This window comes from Acinetobacter higginsii, assembly GCF_000369845.1.
Classification (GTDB): Bacteria; Pseudomonadota; Gammaproteobacteria; order Pseudomonadales; family Moraxellaceae; genus Acinetobacter; species Acinetobacter higginsii.
Genome location: NZ_KB850223.1, coordinates 335,868 through 357,341 on the forward strand (window position 1 = coordinate 335,868; position 21,474 = coordinate 357,341).

Annotated in this window: 16 protein-coding genes; 10 read left to right on the forward strand and 6 right to left on the reverse strand. The window is 41.0% G+C overall.

Annotation, left to right across the window (positions count from 1 at the left end):
• The first annotated feature begins 73 nt into the window (after positions 1-73).
• Positions 74-571 (forward strand): DUF1289 domain-containing protein, encoded by a 498-nt coding sequence (locus tag F885_RS01120; protein WP_032859872.1) that lies wholly within the window; start codon positions 74-76, stop codon positions 569-571.
• Positions 572-656: 85 nt separating this feature from the next.
• Here F885_RS01120 and F885_RS01115 read toward each other — a convergent pair whose 3' ends face one another.
• Complete coding sequence (locus F885_RS01115) at positions 657-2,420, reverse strand: DKNYY domain-containing protein (RefSeq protein WP_005322751.1); 1,764 nt, start codon at positions 2,418-2,420, stop codon at positions 657-659.
• A gap of 117 nt (positions 2,421-2,537) precedes the next feature.
• A complete protein-coding gene (gene gltA / locus F885_RS01110) occupies positions 2,538-3,812 on the reverse strand; it encodes a citrate synthase (RefSeq protein WP_004652200.1) in 1,275 nt (424 codons plus the stop codon).
• A 900-nt stretch (positions 3,813-4,712) separates the two neighbouring features.
• On the opposite strand from gltA, the gene sdhC reads away from it, so the two are divergent.
• From sdhC to sucD, 9 genes are all read left to right on the forward strand, one after another.
• Positions 4,713-5,114 (forward strand): succinate dehydrogenase, cytochrome b556 subunit, encoded by a 402-nt coding sequence (gene sdhC / locus F885_RS01105; protein WP_017401997.1) that lies wholly within the window; start codon positions 4,713-4,715, stop codon positions 5,112-5,114.
• Entirely contained in the window at positions 5,114-5,479 is a 366-nt protein-coding gene (gene sdhD / locus F885_RS01100) for a succinate dehydrogenase, hydrophobic membrane anchor protein (protein WP_004652198.1), read from the forward strand. Before sdhC ends, sdhD begins: the two co-directional genes overlap by 1 nt.
• A 12-nt stretch (positions 5,480-5,491) precedes the next feature.
• Positions 5,492-7,387 (forward strand): FAD-dependent oxidoreductase, encoded by a 1,896-nt coding sequence (locus tag F885_RS01095; protein ID WP_005322752.1) that lies wholly within the window; start codon positions 5,492-5,494, stop codon positions 7,385-7,387.
• A gap of 14 nt (positions 7,388-7,401) precedes the next feature.
• Positions 7,402-8,112, forward strand: a complete 711-nt coding sequence (locus tag F885_RS01090; protein WP_004664446.1) for a succinate dehydrogenase iron-sulfur subunit — start codon at positions 7,402-7,404, stop codon at positions 8,110-8,112.
• A gap of 746 nt (positions 8,113-8,858) precedes the next feature.
• Positions 8,859-11,699, forward strand: a complete 2,841-nt coding sequence (locus F885_RS01085; RefSeq protein ID WP_004803168.1) for a 2-oxoglutarate dehydrogenase E1 component — start codon at positions 8,859-8,861, stop codon at positions 11,697-11,699.
• Positions 11,699-12,895 (forward strand): 2-oxoglutarate dehydrogenase complex dihydrolipoyllysine-residue succinyltransferase, encoded by a 1,197-nt coding sequence (gene odhB, locus F885_RS01080; RefSeq protein ID WP_005322761.1) that lies wholly within the window; start codon positions 11,699-11,701, stop codon positions 12,893-12,895. Before F885_RS01085 ends, odhB begins: the two co-directional genes overlap by 1 nt.
• A 59-nt stretch (positions 12,896-12,954) precedes the next feature.
• Positions 12,955-14,388 (forward strand): dihydrolipoyl dehydrogenase, encoded by a 1,434-nt coding sequence (lpdA, locus tag F885_RS01075; RefSeq protein ID WP_004803172.1) that lies wholly within the window; start codon positions 12,955-12,957, stop codon positions 14,386-14,388.
• 137 nt (positions 14,389-14,525) lie between these two features.
• Positions 14,526-15,692: an ADP-forming succinate--CoA ligase subunit beta gene (sucC, locus tag F885_RS01070; protein ID WP_003655470.1), complete on the forward strand. Its 1,167-nt coding sequence runs from the start codon at positions 14,526-14,528 to the stop codon at positions 15,690-15,692.
• A 12-nt stretch (positions 15,693-15,704) separates the two neighbouring features.
• Positions 15,705-16,595 (forward strand): succinate--CoA ligase subunit alpha, encoded by an 891-nt coding sequence (sucD, locus tag F885_RS01065; protein ID WP_003655479.1) that lies wholly within the window; start codon positions 15,705-15,707, stop codon positions 16,593-16,595.
• Between the two features lie 62 nt (positions 16,596-16,657).
• Here sucD and F885_RS01060 read toward each other — a convergent pair whose 3' ends face one another.
• From F885_RS01060 to trpS, 4 genes are all read right to left on the reverse strand, one after another.
• The gene (locus F885_RS01060) at positions 16,658-17,590 is read right to left on the reverse strand and encodes a hypothetical protein (RefSeq protein ID WP_005322763.1); all 933 of its coding nucleotides are present in this window, start codon (positions 17,588-17,590) and stop codon (positions 16,658-16,660) included.
• A gap of 64 nt (positions 17,591-17,654) precedes the next feature.
• The gene (locus tag F885_RS01055; protein WP_005322778.1) at positions 17,655-19,364 is read right to left on the reverse strand and encodes a flotillin family protein; all 1,710 of its coding nucleotides are present in this window, start codon (positions 19,362-19,364) and stop codon (positions 17,655-17,657) included.
• A 33-nt stretch (positions 19,365-19,397) separates the two neighbouring features.
• On the reverse strand, positions 19,398-20,042 hold the full coding sequence (locus F885_RS01050; protein WP_005205862.1) for a YqiJ family protein: 645 nt from the start codon (positions 20,040-20,042) through the stop codon (positions 19,398-19,400).
• 416 nt (positions 20,043-20,458) lie between these two features.
• Complete coding sequence (gene trpS / locus F885_RS01045) at positions 20,459-21,472, reverse strand: tryptophan--tRNA ligase (RefSeq protein WP_004652187.1); 1,014 nt, start codon at positions 21,470-21,472, stop codon at positions 20,459-20,461.
• Positions 21,473-21,474 lie beyond the last annotated feature (2 nt).

Sequence of the window (21,474 nt, forward strand, 5' to 3'; positions counted from 1 at the left end):
CGCACATTTTAGCGCGAAATCTGAAAATAAGCGAGAAAACCATAAAACAAATATGGTTTTAGAGGAGTTGGTTTTGAGTAATGATCGTCGAATTCCATCATTGACCCCATGTGCAGGGCGTTGTTCAACGGTGTTTGGTGATCTGGTTTGCCGTGGCTGTCGTCGTTTTAATCATGAAGTGATTCAGTGGAATACCTATACGGCAGAGCAACGCCTGATGGTGTGGAAGCGCTTAGACGCACAACTTGATCAGATCTTGGTGCCTTTGCTGCCCTATGCAAATGTACAGCATATCGAGGGCTTTATTCAGAATAAACGTACTCGTGTCTTAGAGAGTGCGAGCAAAGGGCGCAAGTTGTACCACGCCTTGAAGATTTGTGAAAAGAATAAACATTTGGCGCATGAAAGTGGACTTGGTATTAGCGATGCACAAGTTAAGCCGATTTGGGATGAATTTGAACGTCGTGTACTGGCTTTAGCGAAGGCGAGTTATGAGTTGGCGTGGTTACGCGCAGATGGCATCAGTAATACCTTGTTGCGTGCATTAGAGCTAGAAGAAGATGAAATTTAGATTTAAGCAAGCACTTGCTGTAAAAATCTTATTGATCATCAAGGTTGTTGATCGACATCCAGCTCATTTTGTTTATATTTTGAGATTAGTTGATCTCCCTGTTATGAAACAGGTTGGATAGTTTTAAGGCACTTGGATTGCGGGCAAAATATTGAGCGATGATCTGTTGATCTTGTTCGCGAATCAGGCTGATTTTGAAACCGTGCGTGGTCGTTCCAGAAGAACGCCCTTTAGATCGGTAGATCTTTTCAGTGATGATGTAGATATTTTCTCCATCACTAAAACGTCGATCTTCCAAAGCCTGTAGCTGCACTGGTTGAGGAAAATGATAGAGCACTTTTAATCGTTGATAAAACTCATCATAGATATAAATGTTTTGCTGATCTGTAAAAATATAGCTGAAATTTCCTGGATAGGGCTCACTGCTTTGGCTACCAATGAGTTGCAGGTGTGATAAATCAACAGGCGTTGTTCCCCAAAACTCGTGCTCAGCAATATGTGGTAATGGATGTTCATTTAAATAAAAAGATCGACCGTCTGTTGCTAGATTTAAGTTCTGACTAAAACGGTTGCTGCCACTAAATATCTGCGTCTGTTGCGCATTTAACTTGCCCAGCTTTTTATCTTGATAATAAACCACCTGTTGGTCATGGATATATTGGCTGCTATTTGGAAATGCTTGGCTCCGTTGCGGATCTAAATCTATTAAGGCTTTAGTTTTGTAAAAGACCTGTTGATCATCTTTGGCGTAAAAATAGCTTAGTGTATTGAATCTTGGATGTAGTACCGCCGAGAAATGAGCGACTCTCGCGTTGGTTAAACGTATATCGCGAAAGTAAACCTGTTGATGATCTTTGGTGAAATCATTACCTAAATAGCGTGTTTGTGCAGGATTTAATTGAGACAAGATATGGTCTTGCCAGTAAACCTGTTGGGGTGTTTTACCGACATTGCTATATAGTTCATCTGCACGGTCAGCAAGATTACTTAAAGCTAAACCTGTAAATTGATTAGCCTTTACTTGGGGAACTAAAAAAGTACCTTGACCTTGTTTAAAAATATAGACCTGATTTTGATAGCTTTCAAAATTTGTGCCAGAGATTGACTGGGTTTGTTGATGGGGCAGATCAATGCTGCCATCGTTAAATTCATGCCAGAGTAGGTAGGCAATAAATAGGCTAAAGCTGACTAAAATACCAAGCGTTAATCCGATAGCAGACCATCTCTGTTTTTGTTGAAAACTGTCTAGCGCTTGCTGATCTGCAATGAGGCGAATGATATCAATATGGGTTTTCTTGTGGGTACTTGTATTGCTGATCCGTTGCAATTGTTGCTGTTTTGCCAGCGCTTCCAGTTTTTTCCAGAACGGTAAAAACTCACAATGTTGCTGGGTTAATGTGGCAGGCCACATCCATGAATTAAAATAAAAATACTGCTGATAAGGTTGGGTTTTACTGAGTAGATTGAGACTGTGGATTTGCGCCTGCTGTTGTCGAAGTTGTATCTGGATCAAATCTTGCCAACAGAAAAAAGTAGATTGCTTGGAATCTTCCAGAGCGATGCCTTGCTGATATAACTTAAAGGTGATGGGATGGCTAAAGTATTTCTGATAAAGCTGGTTATACAGGTAAAGCGTTGCTATCAATAAAGCAAACATCAAAGCAATGCTGAGCAGTTGGGCAAAGAAAGGCAGGAATTGATAAAGATAGTACAGGCTTAAATCATAACTAAAGTAAACCAGTAGCAGCCAAGTCAGTATGATCATTAATAGAAATAATGCGAAAGACGCCATTTTTATTTGAAAGACGGGCAGTGTGACTTGCATCAAAACAGTGGTTTTTTTGATCATTGGCTCGATAAAATGAGTTCTGCAAAATGAATGTTGTTTAAGTTTTATTTCAAGAGCATAACCGATAAAAATAAAAAAGGATGCAGAAGCATCCTTTTTTATTAACGCTAATCGAAATTAACGTTTGATGTCGCGCTGAGTCGAGCCTGTATAAAGCTGACGTGGACGACCGATCTTGTAAGGACCGCTGTGCATTTCTAACCAGTGGCTGATCCAACCAACTGTACGTGCAAGCGCGAAGATCACCGTAAACATACCTGTTGGGATACCAATCGCTTTTAAGATGATACCTGAGTAGAAGTCTACGTTCGGGTAAAGCTTACGCTCAACGAAGTACGGGTCGTTCAGTGCAATACGCTCAAGTTCCATTGCAAGTTGCAATTGTGGATCGTTGATGCCTAATGCAGCAAGAACTTCGTCACAAGTTTCTTTCATGACTTTCGCACGTGGATCGAAGTTTTTATAAACACGGTGACCGAAGCCCATGAGTTTAACTTCTTTACGTTTTACTTTTTCCATGAATTCAGCAACGTTTTCTACGCTACCAATTTCATCTAACATTTTAAGTACAGCTTCGTTTGCACCACCGTGAGCAGGTCCCCAAAGTGCTGAGATACCCGCAGAGATACATGCATATGGGTTTGCGCCAGTAGAACCAGCAAGACGAACGGTAGACGTAGACGCATTTTGTTCGTGGTCAGCATGAAGCGTGAAGATACGATCCATTGCACGAGCAAGAACTGGGTTTACTTTGTAATCGCGGTCAGCAGGGGTAGCAAACATCATATGTAAGAAGTTTTCTGCGTAACCAAGGTCATTACGTGGGTAAATGAATGGTTGACCTACAGTGTACTTGTAGCTCCACGCTGCAAGTGTAGGGATTTTCGCGATTAAACGAATTGCAGTAATTTCACGGTGGTTAACATCTTCGATGTCTAAACCGTTGTGATAGAACGCAGATAATGCACCAACAACACCAACCATGATTGCCATAGGGTGAGCGTCACGACGGAAACCATTGAAGAAGCGGCTTACTTGATCGTGAACCATCGTATGGTTACGTACTTTCGCATCAAATTCTGCTTTCTGTTCAGCATTTGGAAGCTCGCCATTAAGTAGTAAGTAGCAAGTTTCTAAGTAGTCTGCTTGAGTCGCTAATTGATCAATTGGATAGCCACGGTGTAATAACACACCTTTGTCACCATCAATGAATGTGATCTTAGATTCGCAAGCCGCTGTCGCCATAAAACCAGGATCGAAAGTAAAGTGACCTGATGCCAATACATCTTTAACGTCAATTACATCTGGGCCTAATGTGCCGCTGTAAATTGGTAATTCAATTTCTTTGCCATCAAGCTGTAATACGGCTTTTTTGCCAGTTGCTGCAGACATTCAATAGATCTCCTGTCCTGGTGAATGATTATCTGACTCGAAATACTAATCTTGTCATGTGCGAATCAGACGGTGTCAAAATTTGCTATAAGATTAGTGGTTACTAAAATTTTGTCAATTATACTTAGGGATAAAAAATGACGTTGCTACAGTCAATTAGTCATTCAGTATCGAAGAAAAAACTGAGTAAAATCACAGCACCGGTCGAGTATAATATGTCAAATCAAGTTTCAGGTGCATAAAAAAAATGAAGCATCAGTCCAATTGTAAGTAAATTTTTATTTGGGTCCGATGTTGCTGCTTATAAAATAAATACTTATCCCGTCTGCAAGCCCTATAACGGCCATACTTTGCCGTGAACTGTTCAATCAAACAGCAATCAAAAGCGCTCTAGGTAAATTCATTATTGATGCATTTTGGTGCGATTAATTGTCTAAAAAATGACTCATTGAATTTGGCAAAAGGAATCTTAAAAAATAGATTATTAATTAATTATATTTAATATATAAATGAGCAGTATTATTTGGGGCTATATATAAAGGTTGAAAAATTGCGCTGCTTTGACGCTGAAAAGGGCATTTTTTGTGAAATATGAAGAAAAGAATTTATAAAATTAAAAAGTATCTATAAAAAATAGTATTTTATTTTTATCATTACAAAACAATCAGATAGTTGTTTTTGCTTAAACTTGATGCATTAATCGCCGCTATTATGCGTGTGAATGATTCTTATTTAAAGTTTTTTTCGACTAAAGCGAAAGTTGATTGTTTGTATTTTGATATTTCACGTTTTATAATTCGATGTCGTTTATAGGTTAGGCATGTGCTGTGCTTGCCTAACAATGCCAGCTTTCCTTTGAATTAATTCAAACAAACTCCGGATGGAGTTTCTACCTACAGGATGCCCGCTGTGAAAAGCAACAGACCTGTCAATTTGTCCATGGGTCAGGTGTTAGCGGTAAATTTACGCTCACCCGTGGCTATTGCATCAATTCTACACCGTCTATCAGGTGTAATCGTATTCTTATTAGTCGCAGTTCTTTTATGGATTTTGGATAAATCTTTATCTTCACCAGAAGGATTTGACTACGTTAAAAATGTCGTTTTCGGAAATATCATTGTACGTTTCATCGTATGGGTATTTGTAGCTGGCTTGATTTTTCACTTTATTGCAGGTGTGAAGCATTTACTTGCTGACCTCGGTTTTGCTGAAGAACTTCAAAGCGGTCGTATCGCTGCTACAGTTTCATTGATCTTGTCTGCGGTTGGTATTGTCGCAGCATTCGTATGGATTATGTTCTGATGAAAAGTGCTACAGGTTTAACAGGTTCAGGTTCTCGCGACTGGTATATCCAACGTGTCAGTGCTGTAGTGTTAGCTGCATACACTGTAGTGTTGTTTGGCTGGATCCTTTGCAATAGCGGATTTGGTTATGAACAGTGGGCTGGCTTTATGCTGACTTTGCCAATGAAGATTTTCTCTTTATTAGCAGTGTTATCGCTGGTTGCACACGCTTGGATTGGTATGTGGCAAGTCTTTACTGATTATGTAACGACTCGTCAAATGGGCCCTTCAGCTTCAGGTTTACGCCTTGTACTCACTTCTGCTGTCATTATTTCAGTGTTCGTGTACGCAATCTGGGGTATCCAGATTTTCTGGGCAAATTGATAGGAAGAGATCATGGGCGCAATTAACCCTAAAGAAGATTATTCAAATATTCAAAACCTCACTTTCGACGCAGTTATCGTTGGTGGTGGTGGTTCTGGTATGCGTGCTGCTTACCAACTTGCTCAAGCGGGTTTAAAAGTTGCTGTATTGACCAAAGTATTCCCAACACGTTCGCATACAGTTGCCGCTCAAGGTGGTATTGGTGCGTCGTTAGGTAACATGCAAGAAGATAATTGGCATTATCACTTCTATGACACGGTGAAAGGTTCTGACTGGTTAGGCGATCAGGACGCAATCGAGTTCATGACACGTGAAGCGCCAAAAGTTGTGTATGAGCTTGAACACTTGGGTATGCCGTTTGACCGTAACGAAGATGGTACGATCTATCAGCGTCCATTTGGTGGTCACTCTGCAAACTATGGTGAAAAAGCAGTTCCACGTGCGTGTGCTGCTGCTGACCGTACAGGCCATGCGTTATTGCATACCTTGTATCAAAGCAACGTGAAAATGGGTACTCAGTTCTACGTTGAATGGATTGCATTAGATTTAATCCGTAACGAAGAAGGTGATGTACTTGGTGTAACGGCGATTGACCAAGAAACAGGTAACATTGCTGTATTCCAAGCCAAAGCAACCTTATTCGCTACAGGTGGTGCGGGTCGTGTTTATCGCGCATCAACCAATGCTTATATCAATACTGGTGACGGTCTTGGTATGGCTGCTCGTGCAGGTATTCCATTGCAAGATATGGAATTCTGGCAATTCCACCCAACGGGTGTTGCTGGCGCAGGCGTATTGTTGACTGAAGGTTGTCGTGGCGAAGGTGGTATCCTTCGTAACAAAGACGGCGAACCATTCATGGAACGTTATGCACCAACTTTAAAAGACTTGGCGCCACGTGACTTCGTATCACGTTCTATGGACCAAGAAATTAAAGAAGGTCGTGGTTGTGGTCCTAAAGCGGATTATATCTTATTGGATATGACTCACTTAGGCGCTGAAACGATTATGAAACGTCTTCCGTCTGTATTTGAGATTGGTAAGAAGTTTGCAAACGTTGACTGTACTAAAGAGCCAATTCCAGTGGTACCAACAATCCATTATCAAATGGGTGGTATTCCGACCAATATTCATGGCCAAGTGGTTGTACCACATGGTGTAGAAGAAGGTGAATTCTCTGCAAGCTACAACAAAGACACTAAAGAGTATCATTATGTCGGTACTCGTGATTACGTAAAACCTGTGAAAGGGTTCTATGCAATTGGTGAATGTTCTTGCGTATCAGTACATGGTGCAAACCGTTTAGGTACCAACTCATTGCTTGACCTTGTGGTATTCGGTAAAGCAGCGGGCGAGCACATCATTGACTATGTAACTAAACATCATGGCGATGATTATGCACCGCTTCCAACTGATGTCTTGGTGAACACTTTAGCGCGTATCCGTAAGCTTGATGATTCAACAACGGGTGAAAACGCACAGGAAGTTGCTGATGCAATCCGTGACATCGTACAAGATCACGCCGGTGTATTCCGTACTCAAGCATTGCTTGATAAGGGCGTAAAAGAAATTCTTGCGATTGAGCCGCGTGTTCGTAACATTCATTTGAAAGACAAATCTAAAGTATTTAACACTGCGCGTGTTGAAGCGTTAGAAGTTGAAAACTTGTATGAAGTTGCGAAAGCGACTCTGATTTCTGCTGCTGCACGTAAAGAATGTCGTGGTGCGCATACAGTTGTTGACTATGAGTTAGCACCTGATCACCCAACTTATTCTTACGGTCGCCGTGATGATGAGTGGATGAAGCATACTTTATGGTATTCATCAGATAACCGTCTTGAATATAAGCCGGTACGTTTCAGCCCATTAACGGTTGAAGCAATTGAACCTAAACCACGTACATTCTAATCGGGAGAACAAAGATGAGTAGAGGCACTCGTACATTCGAAATCTACCGCTATGATCCTGATAAGGATAAAGCGCCGTACATGCAAACTTTCAAACTTGAGTTAACCGATAAGCACCGTATGTTGCTTGATGCGTTACTTGCGTTGAAAGTGCAAGATGAGTCATTAACATTCCGTCGCTCTTGCCGTGAAGGTATTTGTGGTTCGGATGGTGTGAACATCAATGGTAAAAATGGTTTAGCGTGCTTGTGGAACTTGAACGATTTACCAGAGAAGATTGTGATCCGTCCTTTACCTGGTTTACCAGTGGTAAAAGACTTGGTTGTAGACATGAACCAGTTCTATGATCAATATGACAAGATCCAACCATTCTTGATTAATAATCAGCCTGCACCGGCAAAAGAGCGTTTACAGTCTCAAGCAGAACGTGAACACTTAGATGGTCTATATGAATGTATTCTTTGTGCATGTTGTTCAACGTCATGCCCATCATTCTGGTGGAACCCTGATAAGTTCCTTGGGCCGTCTGCATTGTTAAATGCATACCGCTTCATCATTGACTCTCGTGATACGGCAACACAAGAACGTTTGGCTCGTTTAGACGATCCATTCTCTTTGTTCCGCTGTAAAGGGATCATGAACTGTGTATCAGTATGTCCTAAAGGTTTGAACCCGACAAAGGCCATTGGTCACATTCGTAATATGCTGTTGGATCAAGCGGGCTAATCTGCTTTTTCTAGCGTAAAAAAGAGAAGCTCCGAAAGGGGCTTCTTTTTTTATGGTTGCTGTAATTGTTGGCTGCTTAAAAAATATCTATTTGCAAAAGTTGGGCTTGAATTTTAGAAATGAGGCCTTAAATATTTATAGATTTTGCTGTTAAACCAAATCATGGGAATCGATATGACAAATATATTGATTTATTTTTCATCAAACTGAATAAGGTTTGTGCAAGATTTGTAGAGAATGTTTATTTTTGATCGATTGGAGTGCAACTTTTATCAAAAGGGCGGTATATTAGAATATAATTTGATGTGTGTATTTCGCTGCTTTATAGATGGTATGTGTCAAAAAAATCAATCCCTGCTTGAGAACATGATAGGATTTCTGCCACAAATGAAATCAAAAAATAAACAGATTCTGGATGTTATCGATCGATAATGCCTTAGAGATTTGTACAGATTTCATGGAAAAAGTCAATTTAGAAAAGTTAAAAATCCAGTTAATTTTTCTAAAATGATTTGCAAAAAATTGCTCGATTTCATCGAGTATGAAAAATGAGTTATGTGCCTTGAATTGAAGGTGCGTAGCTCATTTGTTACATCAAAGGGAATACTCCTGATGTGTAGTAATAATGTCTCAAGGTTGGATGATCTTGAGTAGTAGTGTCGTGTTTACCAATTTGACACTATGAATCATGGGTGTGCTTAAAAGGCAGCCTGTATTATTTTTTGCAATAGGAAATGGGTCCAAAAATGCAAGAAGTTGCTGACGCATCGCGTCTTGACACTGAACTTTCCGCTGATAGTGCAGCGTATATTGAAGAGCTATACGAGCAGTACCTAACTTCTCCAACCTCAGTGTCAGAGGATTGGCGTGAATATTTCGATAAATACCCTAAAGGTGATCAACCACACGGCAGTGTGCGCGAGCAATTCCTCCTTTTGGGACGTAATGCCAGCCGAGTTCAGCCTGTCGTACAAAGCACTGTAAGTACAGAACATGAGCGTCGTCAAATTGGTGTATTACAACTCATCGCTGCTTACCGTAACCGTGGTCATCAAAAAGCTAAACTCGATCCATTAGGTCTTGCGAAACGCGAAGACGTTCCTGACCTCGATTTATCTGCACACGGTTTAACTAAGTCTGATCTCGATACTGTATTTAATACAGGCAACCTCGCAATTGGAAAAGCAGAAGCAACATTGTCTGAAATGGTTGAGGCAATGGAAGCGACTTACTGTAGTTCAGTTGGCGTGGAATATATGCATATCGTTGACACTAAAGAGAAACGTTGGATTCAACAACGTTTGGAAAGTGTTCGCGGTAAATTCAACTATACCAGTGATCAGAAGAAAGGCTTCCTTGAGCGTTTAACTGCTGCAGAAGGCTTAGAAAAGTATCTTGGTAATAAATTCGTTGGCGCGAAACGTTTTGGTGTAGAAGGCGGTGAGTCTTTTATTCCAATGATGAACGAAATCATTCAACGTGCAGGTAGCGTCGGTTGTAAAGAAGTTGTGATTGGTATGCCACACCGTGGTCGTCTCAACCTTCTTGTCAACATCATGGGTAAAAATCCAGCTGATCTGTTTGGTGAGTTCGAAGGCAAGAGCTTACATAAAAAAGGTTCTGGTGACGTTAAGTATCACCAAGGCTTCTCTTCAAACGTGATGACTCCAGGTGGCGAAGTTCACTTAGCATTAGCGTTTAACCCATCACATTTAGAGATCGTTGGTCCTGTAGTTGAAGGTTCGGTTCGTGCACGTCAAGTTCGTCGTAAAGACATTGGCGGTGATGACGTTCTTCCAGTGATTGTACATGGTGATGCTGCATTTGCGGGTCAAGGTGTAAACCAAGAAACCTTCCAAATGTCACAAACACGTGGTTATACAGTGGGCGGTACAGTCCATATCGTGATTAACAACCAAGTTGGTTTCACGACATCTGATCCACGTGATACACGTTCTACAGAATACTGTACTGACGTTGCAAAAATGATCCAATCACCGATTTTCCATGTGAATGGTGATGATCCTGAAGCTGTGATTTTCGTAACTCAGCTTGCTCATGATTTCCGTCATACTTTCCGTAAAGATGTCATTTTAGACTTGTTCTGCTACCGTCGTCGCGGTCATAACGAGGCAGATGAACCATCTGCAACTCAGCCATTGATGTATCAAGTGATCAACAAGAAAGCGACTACGCGTACCTTGTATGCTGATCAATTGGTTCAAGAAAAAGTACTCGATCGCGCAAGCGCAGATGCAATGGTTGAAGGCTACCGTTCTGATTTGGAAGCGGGTAACCATGTTGCCAATGCTTTAGTTCGTGAACCAAACAAAAAAATGTTTGTCGATTGGACACCATATTTGGGTCATGAATACACAGATCTTTGGGACACAACATTCAGTATTGATCGTTTGAAAGAACTTGGTTTAACAATGAATACATTACCAGAAGGTTTTGTATTACAGCGTCAAGTTCAAAAAGTCATTGATGATCGCGTGAAAATGCAAACAGGTGAAATGCCACTCAACTGGGGTGCTGCAGAAACCTTAGCGTATGCGACTTTACTTGATGATGGTTTCTTGGTTCGTATTACGGGTGAAGACGTGGGTCGTGGTACATTCTCGCACCGTCACGCCAAATTACATAACCAAGTGGATGGTTCTGTTTATATCCCACTTTGCCATATCAAAGAAAATCAGCCACGTACTGCGGTTTATGACTCTTTATTGTCAGAAGAAGCCGTGCTTGCATTTGAATACGGTTATTCAACGACATTGCCAAAAAGCTTGATCGTTTGGGAAGCTCAATTTGGTGACTTCGCTAACTGTGCACAAGTTGTAATTGACCAGTTTATCGCTTCGGGTGAAACCAAGTGGGAGCGTGTTTGTGGTCTAACTATGTTGTTACCGCACGGTTATGAAGGTCAAGGTCCAGAGCATTCATCTGCACGTTTAGAGCGTTTCTTACAGCTATGTGCTGAAGACAACATGCAAGTGATGACACCTACGACACCTGCACAGATTTTCCATGCATTACGTCGTCAGGCAGTTCGTCCGATTCGTAAGCCAATGATCGTGATGTCGCCAAAATCGTTATTGCGTCATAAACTTGCGACGTCAACTTTAGATGAGTTAGCAAACGGTTCATTCCAAACTGTGATCGATGAAATTGATCAAATCAACAAAGCTGACGTAACTCGCTTAGTGCTTTGTGGCGGTAAGGTTTATTACGATTTACTCGAAAAACGTCGTGAGCTTGGTTTAAACCATATCGCGATTGTTCGTATCGAGCAGTTATATCCATACCCAGAACAACGCTTAGCTGAAGTCATGGCAGCTTATCCAAACATTCAAGAACTTGTTTGGACACAAGAAGAGCCGAAGAACCAAGGCGCTTGGTTGTTCATCGTTCCTCGTTTGTATGAAGATGTTCTTAAATCTGGTAAACAAATCCGTATTAGCTATGCTGGTCGTGAAGCATCTGCCGCACCTGCTTGTGGCTCGCCATACTTGCATGCAAAACAACAAGCTCAGCTTATCAATGACGCACTTGCGATTGAAGTTGAACAATCAGGAGATTCTAAATAATGGCAACCGAAATTAAAGCACCGGTATTTCCAGAGTCAGTTGCTGACGGTACGATCGCAACTTGGCACAAGAAAGTAGGTGAACCTGTATCACGTGATGAAGTGATCTGTGACATTGAAACCGATAAAGTTGTTTTAGAAGTGGTTGCTCCAGCTGATGGTAGCTTAGTTGCAATCATCAAAGGTGAAGGCGATACAGTTCTTTCTGACGAAGTGATTGCTCAATTCGAAGCTGGTGCTGTTGCTGCATCTGCTCCTGAGGCTGCTGCACCAGCAGAAGCGGCACCTACTGCATCTGCTCCTGCGGCTGCTGCATCAACTCAAGCAGTTGATCAAAACCAAGCGCCTGCAGTTCGTAAAGCATTATCTGAAACTGGTATCAATGCTGCTGACGTACAAGGTACAGGCCGTGGTGGTCGCATCACCAAAGAAGATGTTGCTAGCCATCAAGCTAAACCTGCTGCATCAGTTCAACCATTAAGCGTTGCTGTTGGCGAGCGTATCGAGAAACGTGTTCCAATGACACGTTTACGTAAACGTGTTGCTGAACGTTTATTGGCTGCGACACAACAAACTGCAATGTTAACAACGTTCAACGAAGTTAACATGAAGCCAATCATGGAAATGCGTAAGCAATATAAAGATGCTTTCGAAAAGCGTCATGGTGCGCGTTTAGGCTTTATGTCTTTCTTTGTTAAAGCAGCGACTGAAGCATTAAAACGCTACCCAGCAGTGAACGGTTCTATTGATGGTGATGATATTGTTTATCACGGTTTCTATGACATCGGTGTTGCTGTATCGAGTGAGCGTGGCTTAGTTGTACCAGTCCTTCGTGATACTGACCGTATGAACTATGCAGAAGTGGAAAACGGTATCCGTGATTACGCTTTTAAAGCGCGTGACGGTAAATTAGGTATCGAAGACATGACTGGCGGTACGTTCACGATTACCAATGGTGGTACTTTCGGTTCATTATTATCTACGCCAATTTTGAATACGCCGCAAACAGCGATTTTGGGTATGCATAAAATCCAAGAACGTCCTATGGCGGTAAATGGTCAAGTTGAAATCTTGCCAATGATGTACTTAGCGCTTTCTTATGACCACCGTTTAATCGATGGTAAAGAAGCTGTAGGTTTCTTGGTAACAATCAAAGAATTGTTAGAAGAACCAGCTAAACTCATTCTTGATCTTTAATACTACAAATATTGCCTCCCATATAAAGTGATCCTTTATATGGGATTTTGGAGATAAAAATGTCTCAACAGTTTGATCTTGTTGTCATTGGCGGTGGACCTGGTGGTTATGAAGCGGCGATTCGTGCAGCTCAACTTGGTTTCAAAGTCGCTTGTATCGAAAAACGTATTCACAATGGTAAGCCATCTTTAGGTGGTACCTGTTTAAACGTTGGTTGTATCCCTTCTAAAGCATTGCTTGACTCTTCTCACCGTTACGAAGCAACAGTTCATGAACTTGCTGAACACGGTATCACCACAGGTGAAGTTAAATTTGATTTAGACACTTTGTTGGCACGTAAAGACAAAGTTGTAGATCAATTGACGGGTGGTGTTGCTCAGTTACTAAAAGGTAATGGTATCGAGTGGTTACAAGGTACTGGTAAATTACTTGCAGGTAAAAAAGTAGAATTCACACCTTTTGAAGGTGAAGTACAAGTTTTAGAACCAAAGTACGTGATTCTTGCGACGGGTTCTGTACCTGTAAATATTCCAGTCGCACCTGTTGATGAAGACTTAATTGTTGATTCGACTGGCGCATTGAAATTCTCAGAAGTTCCTAAGCGTCTTGGTGTCATTGGTGCTGGTGTTATCGGTCTAGAACTTGGCTCTGTATGGCGTCGTCTTGGATCAGAAGTTGTTGTGTTTGAAGCATTAGATGCATTCTTACCAATGGCAGACAAAGCATTGGCGAAGGAATATCAAAAAATCTTGAAAAAACAAGGTTTAGATATCCGTATCGGTGCAAAAGTTTCTGGTGCTGAAACCAATGGTCAAGAAGTAACGGTTAAATACAACCAAGCTGGCGAAGATAAAGAACAAGTTTTTGACAAGCTTATCGTTTGTGTAGGCCGTAAAGCCTATGCAGAAGGTTTATTGGCTGAAGATTCAGGCATTAAATTGACTGAGCGTGGTTTGGTTGATGTAAATGACCAATGTCAAACATCTGTAGAAGGTGTTTACGCGATTGGTGACTTGGTACGCGGTCCAATGCTTGCACATAAAGCAATGGAAGAGGGCGTAATGGCTGTTGAACGTATTCACGGTCACGCAGCTCAAGTGAACTATGACACGATCATTAGCGTTATTTACACACACCCAGAAGCTGCTTGGGTCGGTTTAACTGAAGAACAAGCCGCTGAAAAAGGTCATGAAGTTAAAGCAGGTCAATTCCCGTTTGCGGTGAATGGTCGTGCGTTGGCTGCTGGTGATACTGCTGGTTTTGTGAAATTCGTTGCTGATGCGAAAACAGATCGTCTTTTAGGTATGCACGTTGTGGGTCCTAATGCATCTGATATCGTACACCAAGGTATGATCGCGCTTGAATTTGTTTCTTCTGTTGAAGATTTACAATTGATGACTTTCGGTCACCCGACTTTCTCTGAAGTTGTACATGAAGCAGCGCTTTCTGTTGACGGTCGTGCAATCCACGCGATTCAACGTAAGCGTAAATAAATATAAAGTGTGGTTCGCCACACTTTTTTTGAATGATGATGATTGTCTTATTTAGACAATCATTGATTCAATATGTAGCAGTCTGATTTTAAGAAGATCAAGGCTGTATCACTACAAACAACATAGTAGGTAACTAAATGAACTTACATGAGTATCAAGCTAAAGCGTTATTGAAAGAATATGGCATGCCAGTACAAGAAGGTATCTTGGCAACAAATGCAGACGAAGCAGTTGCTGCATTTGAACAGCTTGGTGGTAAATTCGCTGTAATGAAAGCGCAAGTTCATGCTGGTGGTCGTGGTAAGGCTGGTGGCGTTAAAGTTGCAAAATCTAAAGAAGATGTTATCGAATTTGCAAACAATATCATTGGTACTCGTCTTGTAACGTATCAAACAGATGCAAACGGTCAACCAGTTAACAGCATTATCGTTGCTGAAGACGTTTATCCAGTTGAGCGTGAGCTTTACTTGGGCGCGGTTGTAGACCGTTCTAGCCGTCGTATTACTTTCATGGCTTCTACCGAAGGTGGTGTAGAAATCGAGAAAGTTGCAGAAGAAACGCCTGAAAAAATTATCAAAGTTGAAGTTGATCCATTAGTTGGCTTACAACCATTCCAAGCACGTGAAGTTGCGTTTGCTTTAGGTTTGAAAGACAAGCAAATCAGCCAATTTGTAAAAATTATGGCTGCTGCTTACCAAGCATTTGTTGAAAATGACTTTGCATTATTCGAAATTAACCCACTTTCAGTTCGTGAAAATGGCGATATTTTATGTGTAGATGCGAAAGTAGGTATCGACTCTAACGCGCTTTACCGTTTACCTAAAGTTGCTGCTTTACGTGACAAGTCTCAAGAGAATGAGCGTGAATTAAAAGCATCTGAATTTGACCTTAACTATGTTGCTTTAGAAGGTAACATCGGTTGTATGGTTAACGGTGCTGGTCTTGCAATGGCAACGATGGACATCATCAAACTTTATGGTGGCCAGCCTGCAAACTTCCTTGATGTTGGTGGCGGTGCAACGAAAGAGCGCGTAATCGAAGCGTTCAAAATCATCCTTGCTGATACTTCTGTTCAAGGTGTTTTAATCAACATCTTCGGTGGTATCGTACGTTGTGACATGATTGCTGAAGCAATTATTGCAGCGGTTCAAGAAGTAAATGTAACTGTACCAGTTGTTGTTCGTTTAGAAGGGAACAACGCTGAGTTAGGTGCTAAATTACTTGATGAATCAGGTTTGAAATTAATTTCTGCGAACGGTTTATCTGATGCCGCAGAAAAAGTTGTAGCTGCAGTTAAAGCGTAAGGAGTATCAATCATGAGCGTATTAATTAATAAAGACACTAAAGTATTGGTACAAGGTTTTACTGGTAAAAACGGTACTTTCCACTCTGCACAAGCTTTAGACTACGGTACAAAAGTTGTTGGTGGTGTTACTCCAGGTAAAGGTGGTACAACTCACCTTGACCTACCAGTATTCAACACAATGAAAGAAGCGGTACGTGAAACAAATGCAGATGCATCTGTTATCTATGTACCAGCTCCATTCGTTTTAGACTCAATCGTTGAAGCGGTTGATTCAGGTGTTGGCCTGATCGTTGTGATCACTGAAGGTGTTCCAACTATCGACATGCTTAAAGCTAAACGCTACTTAGAAACTAACGGTAACGGTACTCGTTTAGTTGGTCCTAACTGCCCAGGCGTGATCACTCCAGGTGAATGTAAGATCGGTATTATGCCTGGTCACATCCACCAACCAGGTCGTATTGGTATCATTTCACGTTCAGGTACATTGACTTATGAAGCTGTTGCTCAAACAACTAAGCTTGGTTTAGGTCAGTCTACTTGTATCGGTATTGGTGGTGACCCAATCCCAGGTATGAACCAGATTGAAGCGCTTCAATTGTTCCAAGACGATCCAGATACTGATGCAATCATCATGATCGGTGAGATCGGTGGTACAGCAGAAGAAGAAGCTGCTGAATTCATTAAATCTAACGTGACTAAGCCTGTAGTCGGTTACATCGCGGGTGTAACTGCACCTAAAGGTAAACGTATGGGTCACGCTGGTGCGATCATTTCTGGTGGTCAAGGTACTGCTGAAGAGAAATTCGCTGCATTTGAACGTGCAGGAATGGCTTACACGCGTAGCCCAGCTGAGCTTGGTTCTACTATGTTGCAAGTTTTAAAAGAGAAAGGTTTAGCGTAATACGTTAGATTTTAATCTTTAAAAAACCCCAATGGAGACATTGGGGTTTTTTATTGGGAATACTATTGGTGTACCCACAGGCCTTGTTCACCAACAAAGTAGGTAGAATATTCTTCTACCTCAAAATTATAAACAATTGTCATATAATAAGAGTTTTCACTATATTTACGATCATCTTCTTCTTTTTCATCAATCGTCCAGTTAGCATCATAATTAGGGTCTACATACTCACCATATTCATTTTCTTTAAAGCGTCCCTGTTCATAGTCATATGCATCGCCATTGATATAAAAATGTTGTTCAGCGCTAAATTGTTTAACCATTGGATCATTCTCATTATCAGGTAAATAGATATGATCTTGAGACCAATCAGTGTGTTGGTCTTCAACTAAATGTGCTGGAAGTTTAGGGATATTGGCGAGAAGAACAGGCTTACCCGAACTAAAATCGATGATGTTATGAATAATGTTTGGTGATGGGATCTGACTTTGCCAATCAACTCTCACTGCAAGTTCTGGAATAGTTGTTCTTAGCAATGGCGTTGAAAATGTATAAGCTAAATCAGTAGAAATTAAATCCCTCTTATAATTAATCAATGTGTTTCCATTAAAACTCCCTTGTTTATATACAGCTAATTCAATTGCAGATATCCATCCTTTTTCTTGTGTCCAAAATGGATGATTCGCTGTACAGTAAATATATTTTTCTGCATAACGTGGAAGATCTTTTATTTGCTGTGATCGCACCCAATGACCATCTAGATAATCTTTATCTAAAGTATACCCGCTGATTAATGAGGGAATAGCTACAGCGATAATCCTTTGCTTTTCTGGTGATTTAAATGTTTTAGTTACTCGCTTGTATTCTGTAGGAACATCTTTGTCACTATCTTTAGGACTCGATAACACCATATCCCCAACTTTAATCTTTTGAATTGGAATTAAGCCTTGCTCTGTATGAACAAGTGTCCCTGCACAAAAAACATGTGTACCCATTTTTATTCCTTATTTTTATATAAAAAAGAGCCTCATAATGAAGGCTCTTTTTAGATCAAAATGCTTACTCAGTCTTTGGTTTTAACCCTTGAGTTAAACCATTGATATCGCCACCTTGTAAGCCAAGCTCGTTCATTAAACTGTCAATTAGTGGTGCTTGTGAGCGGTAGCGAAGGGCACTATTCACCACTTGGTCAGATAAAGAGGTTTGACCATTTTCAACCGCATCACTACCGACAGTACCACTACCTGCAAAGCTACTTAGACCATTCACTTGTAAAATCTTGATGTCATCAATGTTTTCCATTGGTTTAACACTTTCACGAATGATCTCTGGTAAATGCTTTAATAGTGCCAAGCGCACTTGCATTTCTACCTGTTCAGCAGAAAGAGTATTGGCTGCTTCATTCACCGCACGCGCACCTTCCGCATCAACCTGATATTGTTTTTCCAACGCTTGAGCAAGTAGGATTTTTGCATCCGCCTCACCTTTCGCTTTTAAGCGAATCTTTTCAGCATCTGCTTCTGCTGCAATACGTACTGCTTCTGCTTCATCAGCAGCGGCTTTTTTACCCGCATCCGCAGCAACCGTAATCGCAATGGCTTCTTTCTCAGCGGTTTGTTTAGCTGCAACCAGTTCGACTGCTTTTTGACGCTCAGCACGTTGTGTTTCACGGACAGTCACAACTTCTTCCTCTGCTTTTACCGCTTCGGCACGGGCCTTGTCAGCTTGCGCTTTGGCTTCTGATTCAGCGCGAGATTTTTCAGCAATGGCAATGGCACGATCTTGCTCAGCCAGTTCGATGGTTTTCTTTTGTTCAACTTGTGCTTTTTGAATCAATTGTGCTTTTTGAATATTCTCATTTTCTACATCACGCGCAGAAGCAATTCGTTTTAGTTCCACTTCACGTTCAGCAGCAATTTGAGCTTCTTCAGCCTCACGTTTTTTACCTGCTTCTTGAGAGGCGATTTCTGCAGTTTGTTCAGCTTTACGAATCGAGATTTCACGCTCTTGCTGTAACTTTGCATATTCTTCTTCACGCGAAATTTCTAAACGAGCACGTTCTGCTTGTAAGTTCTTTGCACGAATCGCAAGGTCAGCATCTTGTTCAATGTCATTACGCTTTTTACGGCGGTCTTCAATGGTTTCGGTCAGCTTGGTTAAGCCTTCCGCATCGAACGCATTTTGCGGATTGAAGAATTTAAAGCTAGTTTGGTCGAGACCCGTTAAAGATACGGTTTCAAGTTCTAGACCATTTTTGGATAAATCTTCAGATACCACTTGTTGAACTTTTTGGACAAAGTCGACACGCTTTTCATGTAGTTCTTCCATTGCCATTTCTGCAGCAACGGCACGAAGTGAATCGACAAATTTACCTTCGACCAGATCTTTAAGCTCTGGTGGGGACATGGTTTTACGTCCTAAGGTTTGGGCCGCAGTTGCAATTGACTCTGCAATCGGTTTAACACGAACATAGAATTCAGCCATGACATCGACACGCATACGGTCACGGGTAATCAGGGCTTGGTCCGCAGCACGTTTTACCTCTAAACGTAAAGTATTCATATTTACAGGAATAATTTCGTGTAAGACAGGGAGGACAATTGCACCGCCATTTAAAATGACTTTTTCGCCACCAAAACCAGTGCGCACAAAAGAAACTTCTTTACTTGAACGGGTATAGAGACGGGCGATAATAATGCCAATAAAAATCAGTGCTGCAAAAATAACACCAGTAATAATTAAAATTTCAGTCAATGCTGAATTCAACATGTAAACACCCTCATGTAGTCATAAATATAAAAATTAAGCAGCAATCGCTTGGAATCCAATTTTGGTTCTTTGCGTTAAAATCACGTCTTGTCCTTGATGGAAAACCAGATCAAGTTCGGGTTCAACCAAGACGTAATGGGTTTGGCCAAATTGGTCTTTAACTTTGGCTTGTGCAGGGGAGTTGGGTTTAGCATCCCCTAAAATAATATGTGCTGTTCTGCCAATTAGATCGTCTGCTTGAATTGCTGTGGTTTCATCTTTAGGAATAATCTTGGCAATTAATGCAGCGCTATAACGTACCAATGGCATACAGAGAAATAAGCAGGCAGGGGCAATGATCCACGCAGAAAGATAATGTTCTGTAAATTGATAAAACAGGTCTTGGATGATTAAACCTGTGAGTGCATAGACTGTTAAGAAGATGATCAGCCAGATCAGTAAAGGGACTTTACCTAAATACAGCCATTCCAAAAACTGGATCAAAACAGAATCAGATTGTTCTACAGAGACATCTGCATGATCAATATCGCTCAGACTATCAGGTAAGAATTGTTCCAAAAAGCTAGAACTACCACCGAATAATAATAGAATGAATTCGAGTAGGCCAATAAACAGGCATAGCATTAAAGCAATGCTAAAAACAAGGTTAGAAGGATGTGTTAAAAGATCCCAGATCATCGTAATTACTCTTATTTCTTTTAGCGTTAATTAATAAATTTTTTATAAAAATAAAACAGTTATAAGAGTAAAGCCAACACGTCTAAATTTCAACCTAAATTGACCACATTCTTGCAGACGAAAAAAAACGCAATGATTGGGGTGATCACTGCGTTGAACAACGAATCTGTTTAAAACAGTTTCGGTTGAAAGGAGAAATGTCATGAGATTAGTGTGAACTAACCTACAACGCCATAGTATTTAAAAACCTGACTAAGTTCATCGGTATTCATGTTAACTACTGTTAATAGATGTTAAGAAGTGACGATAATTGTTAGTTTTGGATTGTTTGGAAGAGTTCTAAAATTAAACTTAAATCAAATGTTTAAAACATAAAAAGCCCAATCAAGGGCTTTTTATGTGAAAAGTAACGTAAATTAGAATTTAAATAATCCAATTCCCGCCTTCACTTCATCTAGCGTTTGTTGAGTAATGATGCGGCACTTTTCGGTACCTTGTTTCAATACATCCATAATGTAATCTGGATCTTTTTCCAGCTCGGCACGACGTTCACGAATCGGTGCAATCAATTCTTGTAGGACACCTTCCAAGCGTTTTTTCACAGTACCATCACCGAGACCACCACGACGATAATGTGCTTTTAATTCTTCCACTTCTTCTTTGTTTGGATCGAAAGCATCAAGATAGGTAAATACGATGTTGCCTTCAACCTGACCTGGGTCTTCAATACGAAGATGGTTTGGATCGGTATACATTGCATTGACAGCTTTTTTGATGTCTTTATCTGTAGCATTCAACACAATGGTATTGCCCAAAGATTTCGACATCTTCGCTTTGCCATCAAAACCAGGTAAGCGTGCCATATTTGACAACAGGGCTTTACATTCTGGTAATAGATCATGACCAATTTGACGATTAATACGACGTACCACTTCGTTGGTTTGTTCGATCATTGGGAGTTGATCTTCACCAACAGGAACGACAGTCGCTTTAAATGCGGTAATGTCTGCTGCCTGTGCAATTGGGTAGCACAGGAAGCCTGCTGGAATATCACGCTCAAAATTACGTAATTGAATTTCAGCTTTTACGGTCGGGTTACGCTCTAAACGTGCAACAGTCACGTAATTGAGGTAAATCATGGTCAATTCATTCAACGCAGGTAAGCAAGACTGTACACAAATTGTGGTTTTGCTTGGGTCAATCCCGACAGCAAGATAATCGAGTGCAACTTGCAGGATGTTATTGCGGACTTTATCTGGATTATCAGCATTGTCTGTCATTGCTTGCGCATCTGCCAATAACAGATGTTGATGGTGACTATCTTGTAGACCTACACGAGAACGTAATGAACCGACAAAATGTCCGAGGTGGAGTTGTCCCGTTGGACGGTCGCCTGTCAAAATGATGGGACGTTGATCAATATTACTCATGA

Coding starts and splice junctions, on each gene's coding strand:
- F885_RS01115 (WP_005322751.1), bottom strand. CDS start 2,420: ATGATCAAAAAAACCACTGTTTTGATGCAAGTCACACTGCCCGTCTTT.
- gltA (WP_004652200.1), bottom strand. CDS start 3,812: ATGTCTGCAGCAACTGGCAAAAAAGCCGTATTACAGCTTGATGGCAAA.
- sdhC (WP_017401997.1), top strand. CDS start 4,713: ATGCCCGCTGTGAAAAGCAACAGACCTGTCAATTTGTCCATGGGTCAG.
- sdhD (WP_004652198.1), top strand. CDS start 5,114: ATGAAAAGTGCTACAGGTTTAACAGGTTCAGGTTCTCGCGACTGGTAT.
- F885_RS01095 (WP_005322752.1), top strand. CDS start 5,492: ATGGGCGCAATTAACCCTAAAGAAGATTATTCAAATATTCAAAACCTC.
- F885_RS01090 (WP_004664446.1), top strand. CDS start 7,402: ATGAGTAGAGGCACTCGTACATTCGAAATCTACCGCTATGATCCTGAT.
- F885_RS01085 (WP_004803168.1), top strand. CDS start 8,859: ATGCAAGAAGTTGCTGACGCATCGCGTCTTGACACTGAACTTTCCGCT.
- odhB (WP_005322761.1), top strand. CDS start 11,699: ATGGCAACCGAAATTAAAGCACCGGTATTTCCAGAGTCAGTTGCTGAC.
- lpdA (WP_004803172.1), top strand. CDS start 12,955: ATGTCTCAACAGTTTGATCTTGTTGTCATTGGCGGTGGACCTGGTGGT.
- sucC (WP_003655470.1), top strand. CDS start 14,526: ATGAACTTACATGAGTATCAAGCTAAAGCGTTATTGAAAGAATATGGC.
- sucD (WP_003655479.1), top strand. CDS start 15,705: ATGAGCGTATTAATTAATAAAGACACTAAAGTATTGGTACAAGGTTTT.
- F885_RS01060 (WP_005322763.1), bottom strand. CDS start 17,590: ATGGGTACACATGTTTTTTGTGCAGGGACACTTGTTCATACAGAGCAA.
- F885_RS01055 (WP_005322778.1), bottom strand. CDS start 19,364: ATGTTGAATTCAGCATTGACTGAAATTTTAATTATTACTGGTGTTATT.
- F885_RS01050 (WP_005205862.1), bottom strand. CDS start 20,042: ATGATCTGGGATCTTTTAACACATCCTTCTAACCTTGTTTTTAGCATT.
- trpS (WP_004652187.1), bottom strand. CDS start 21,472: ATGAGTAATATTGATCAACGTCCCATCATTTTGACAGGCGACCGTCCA.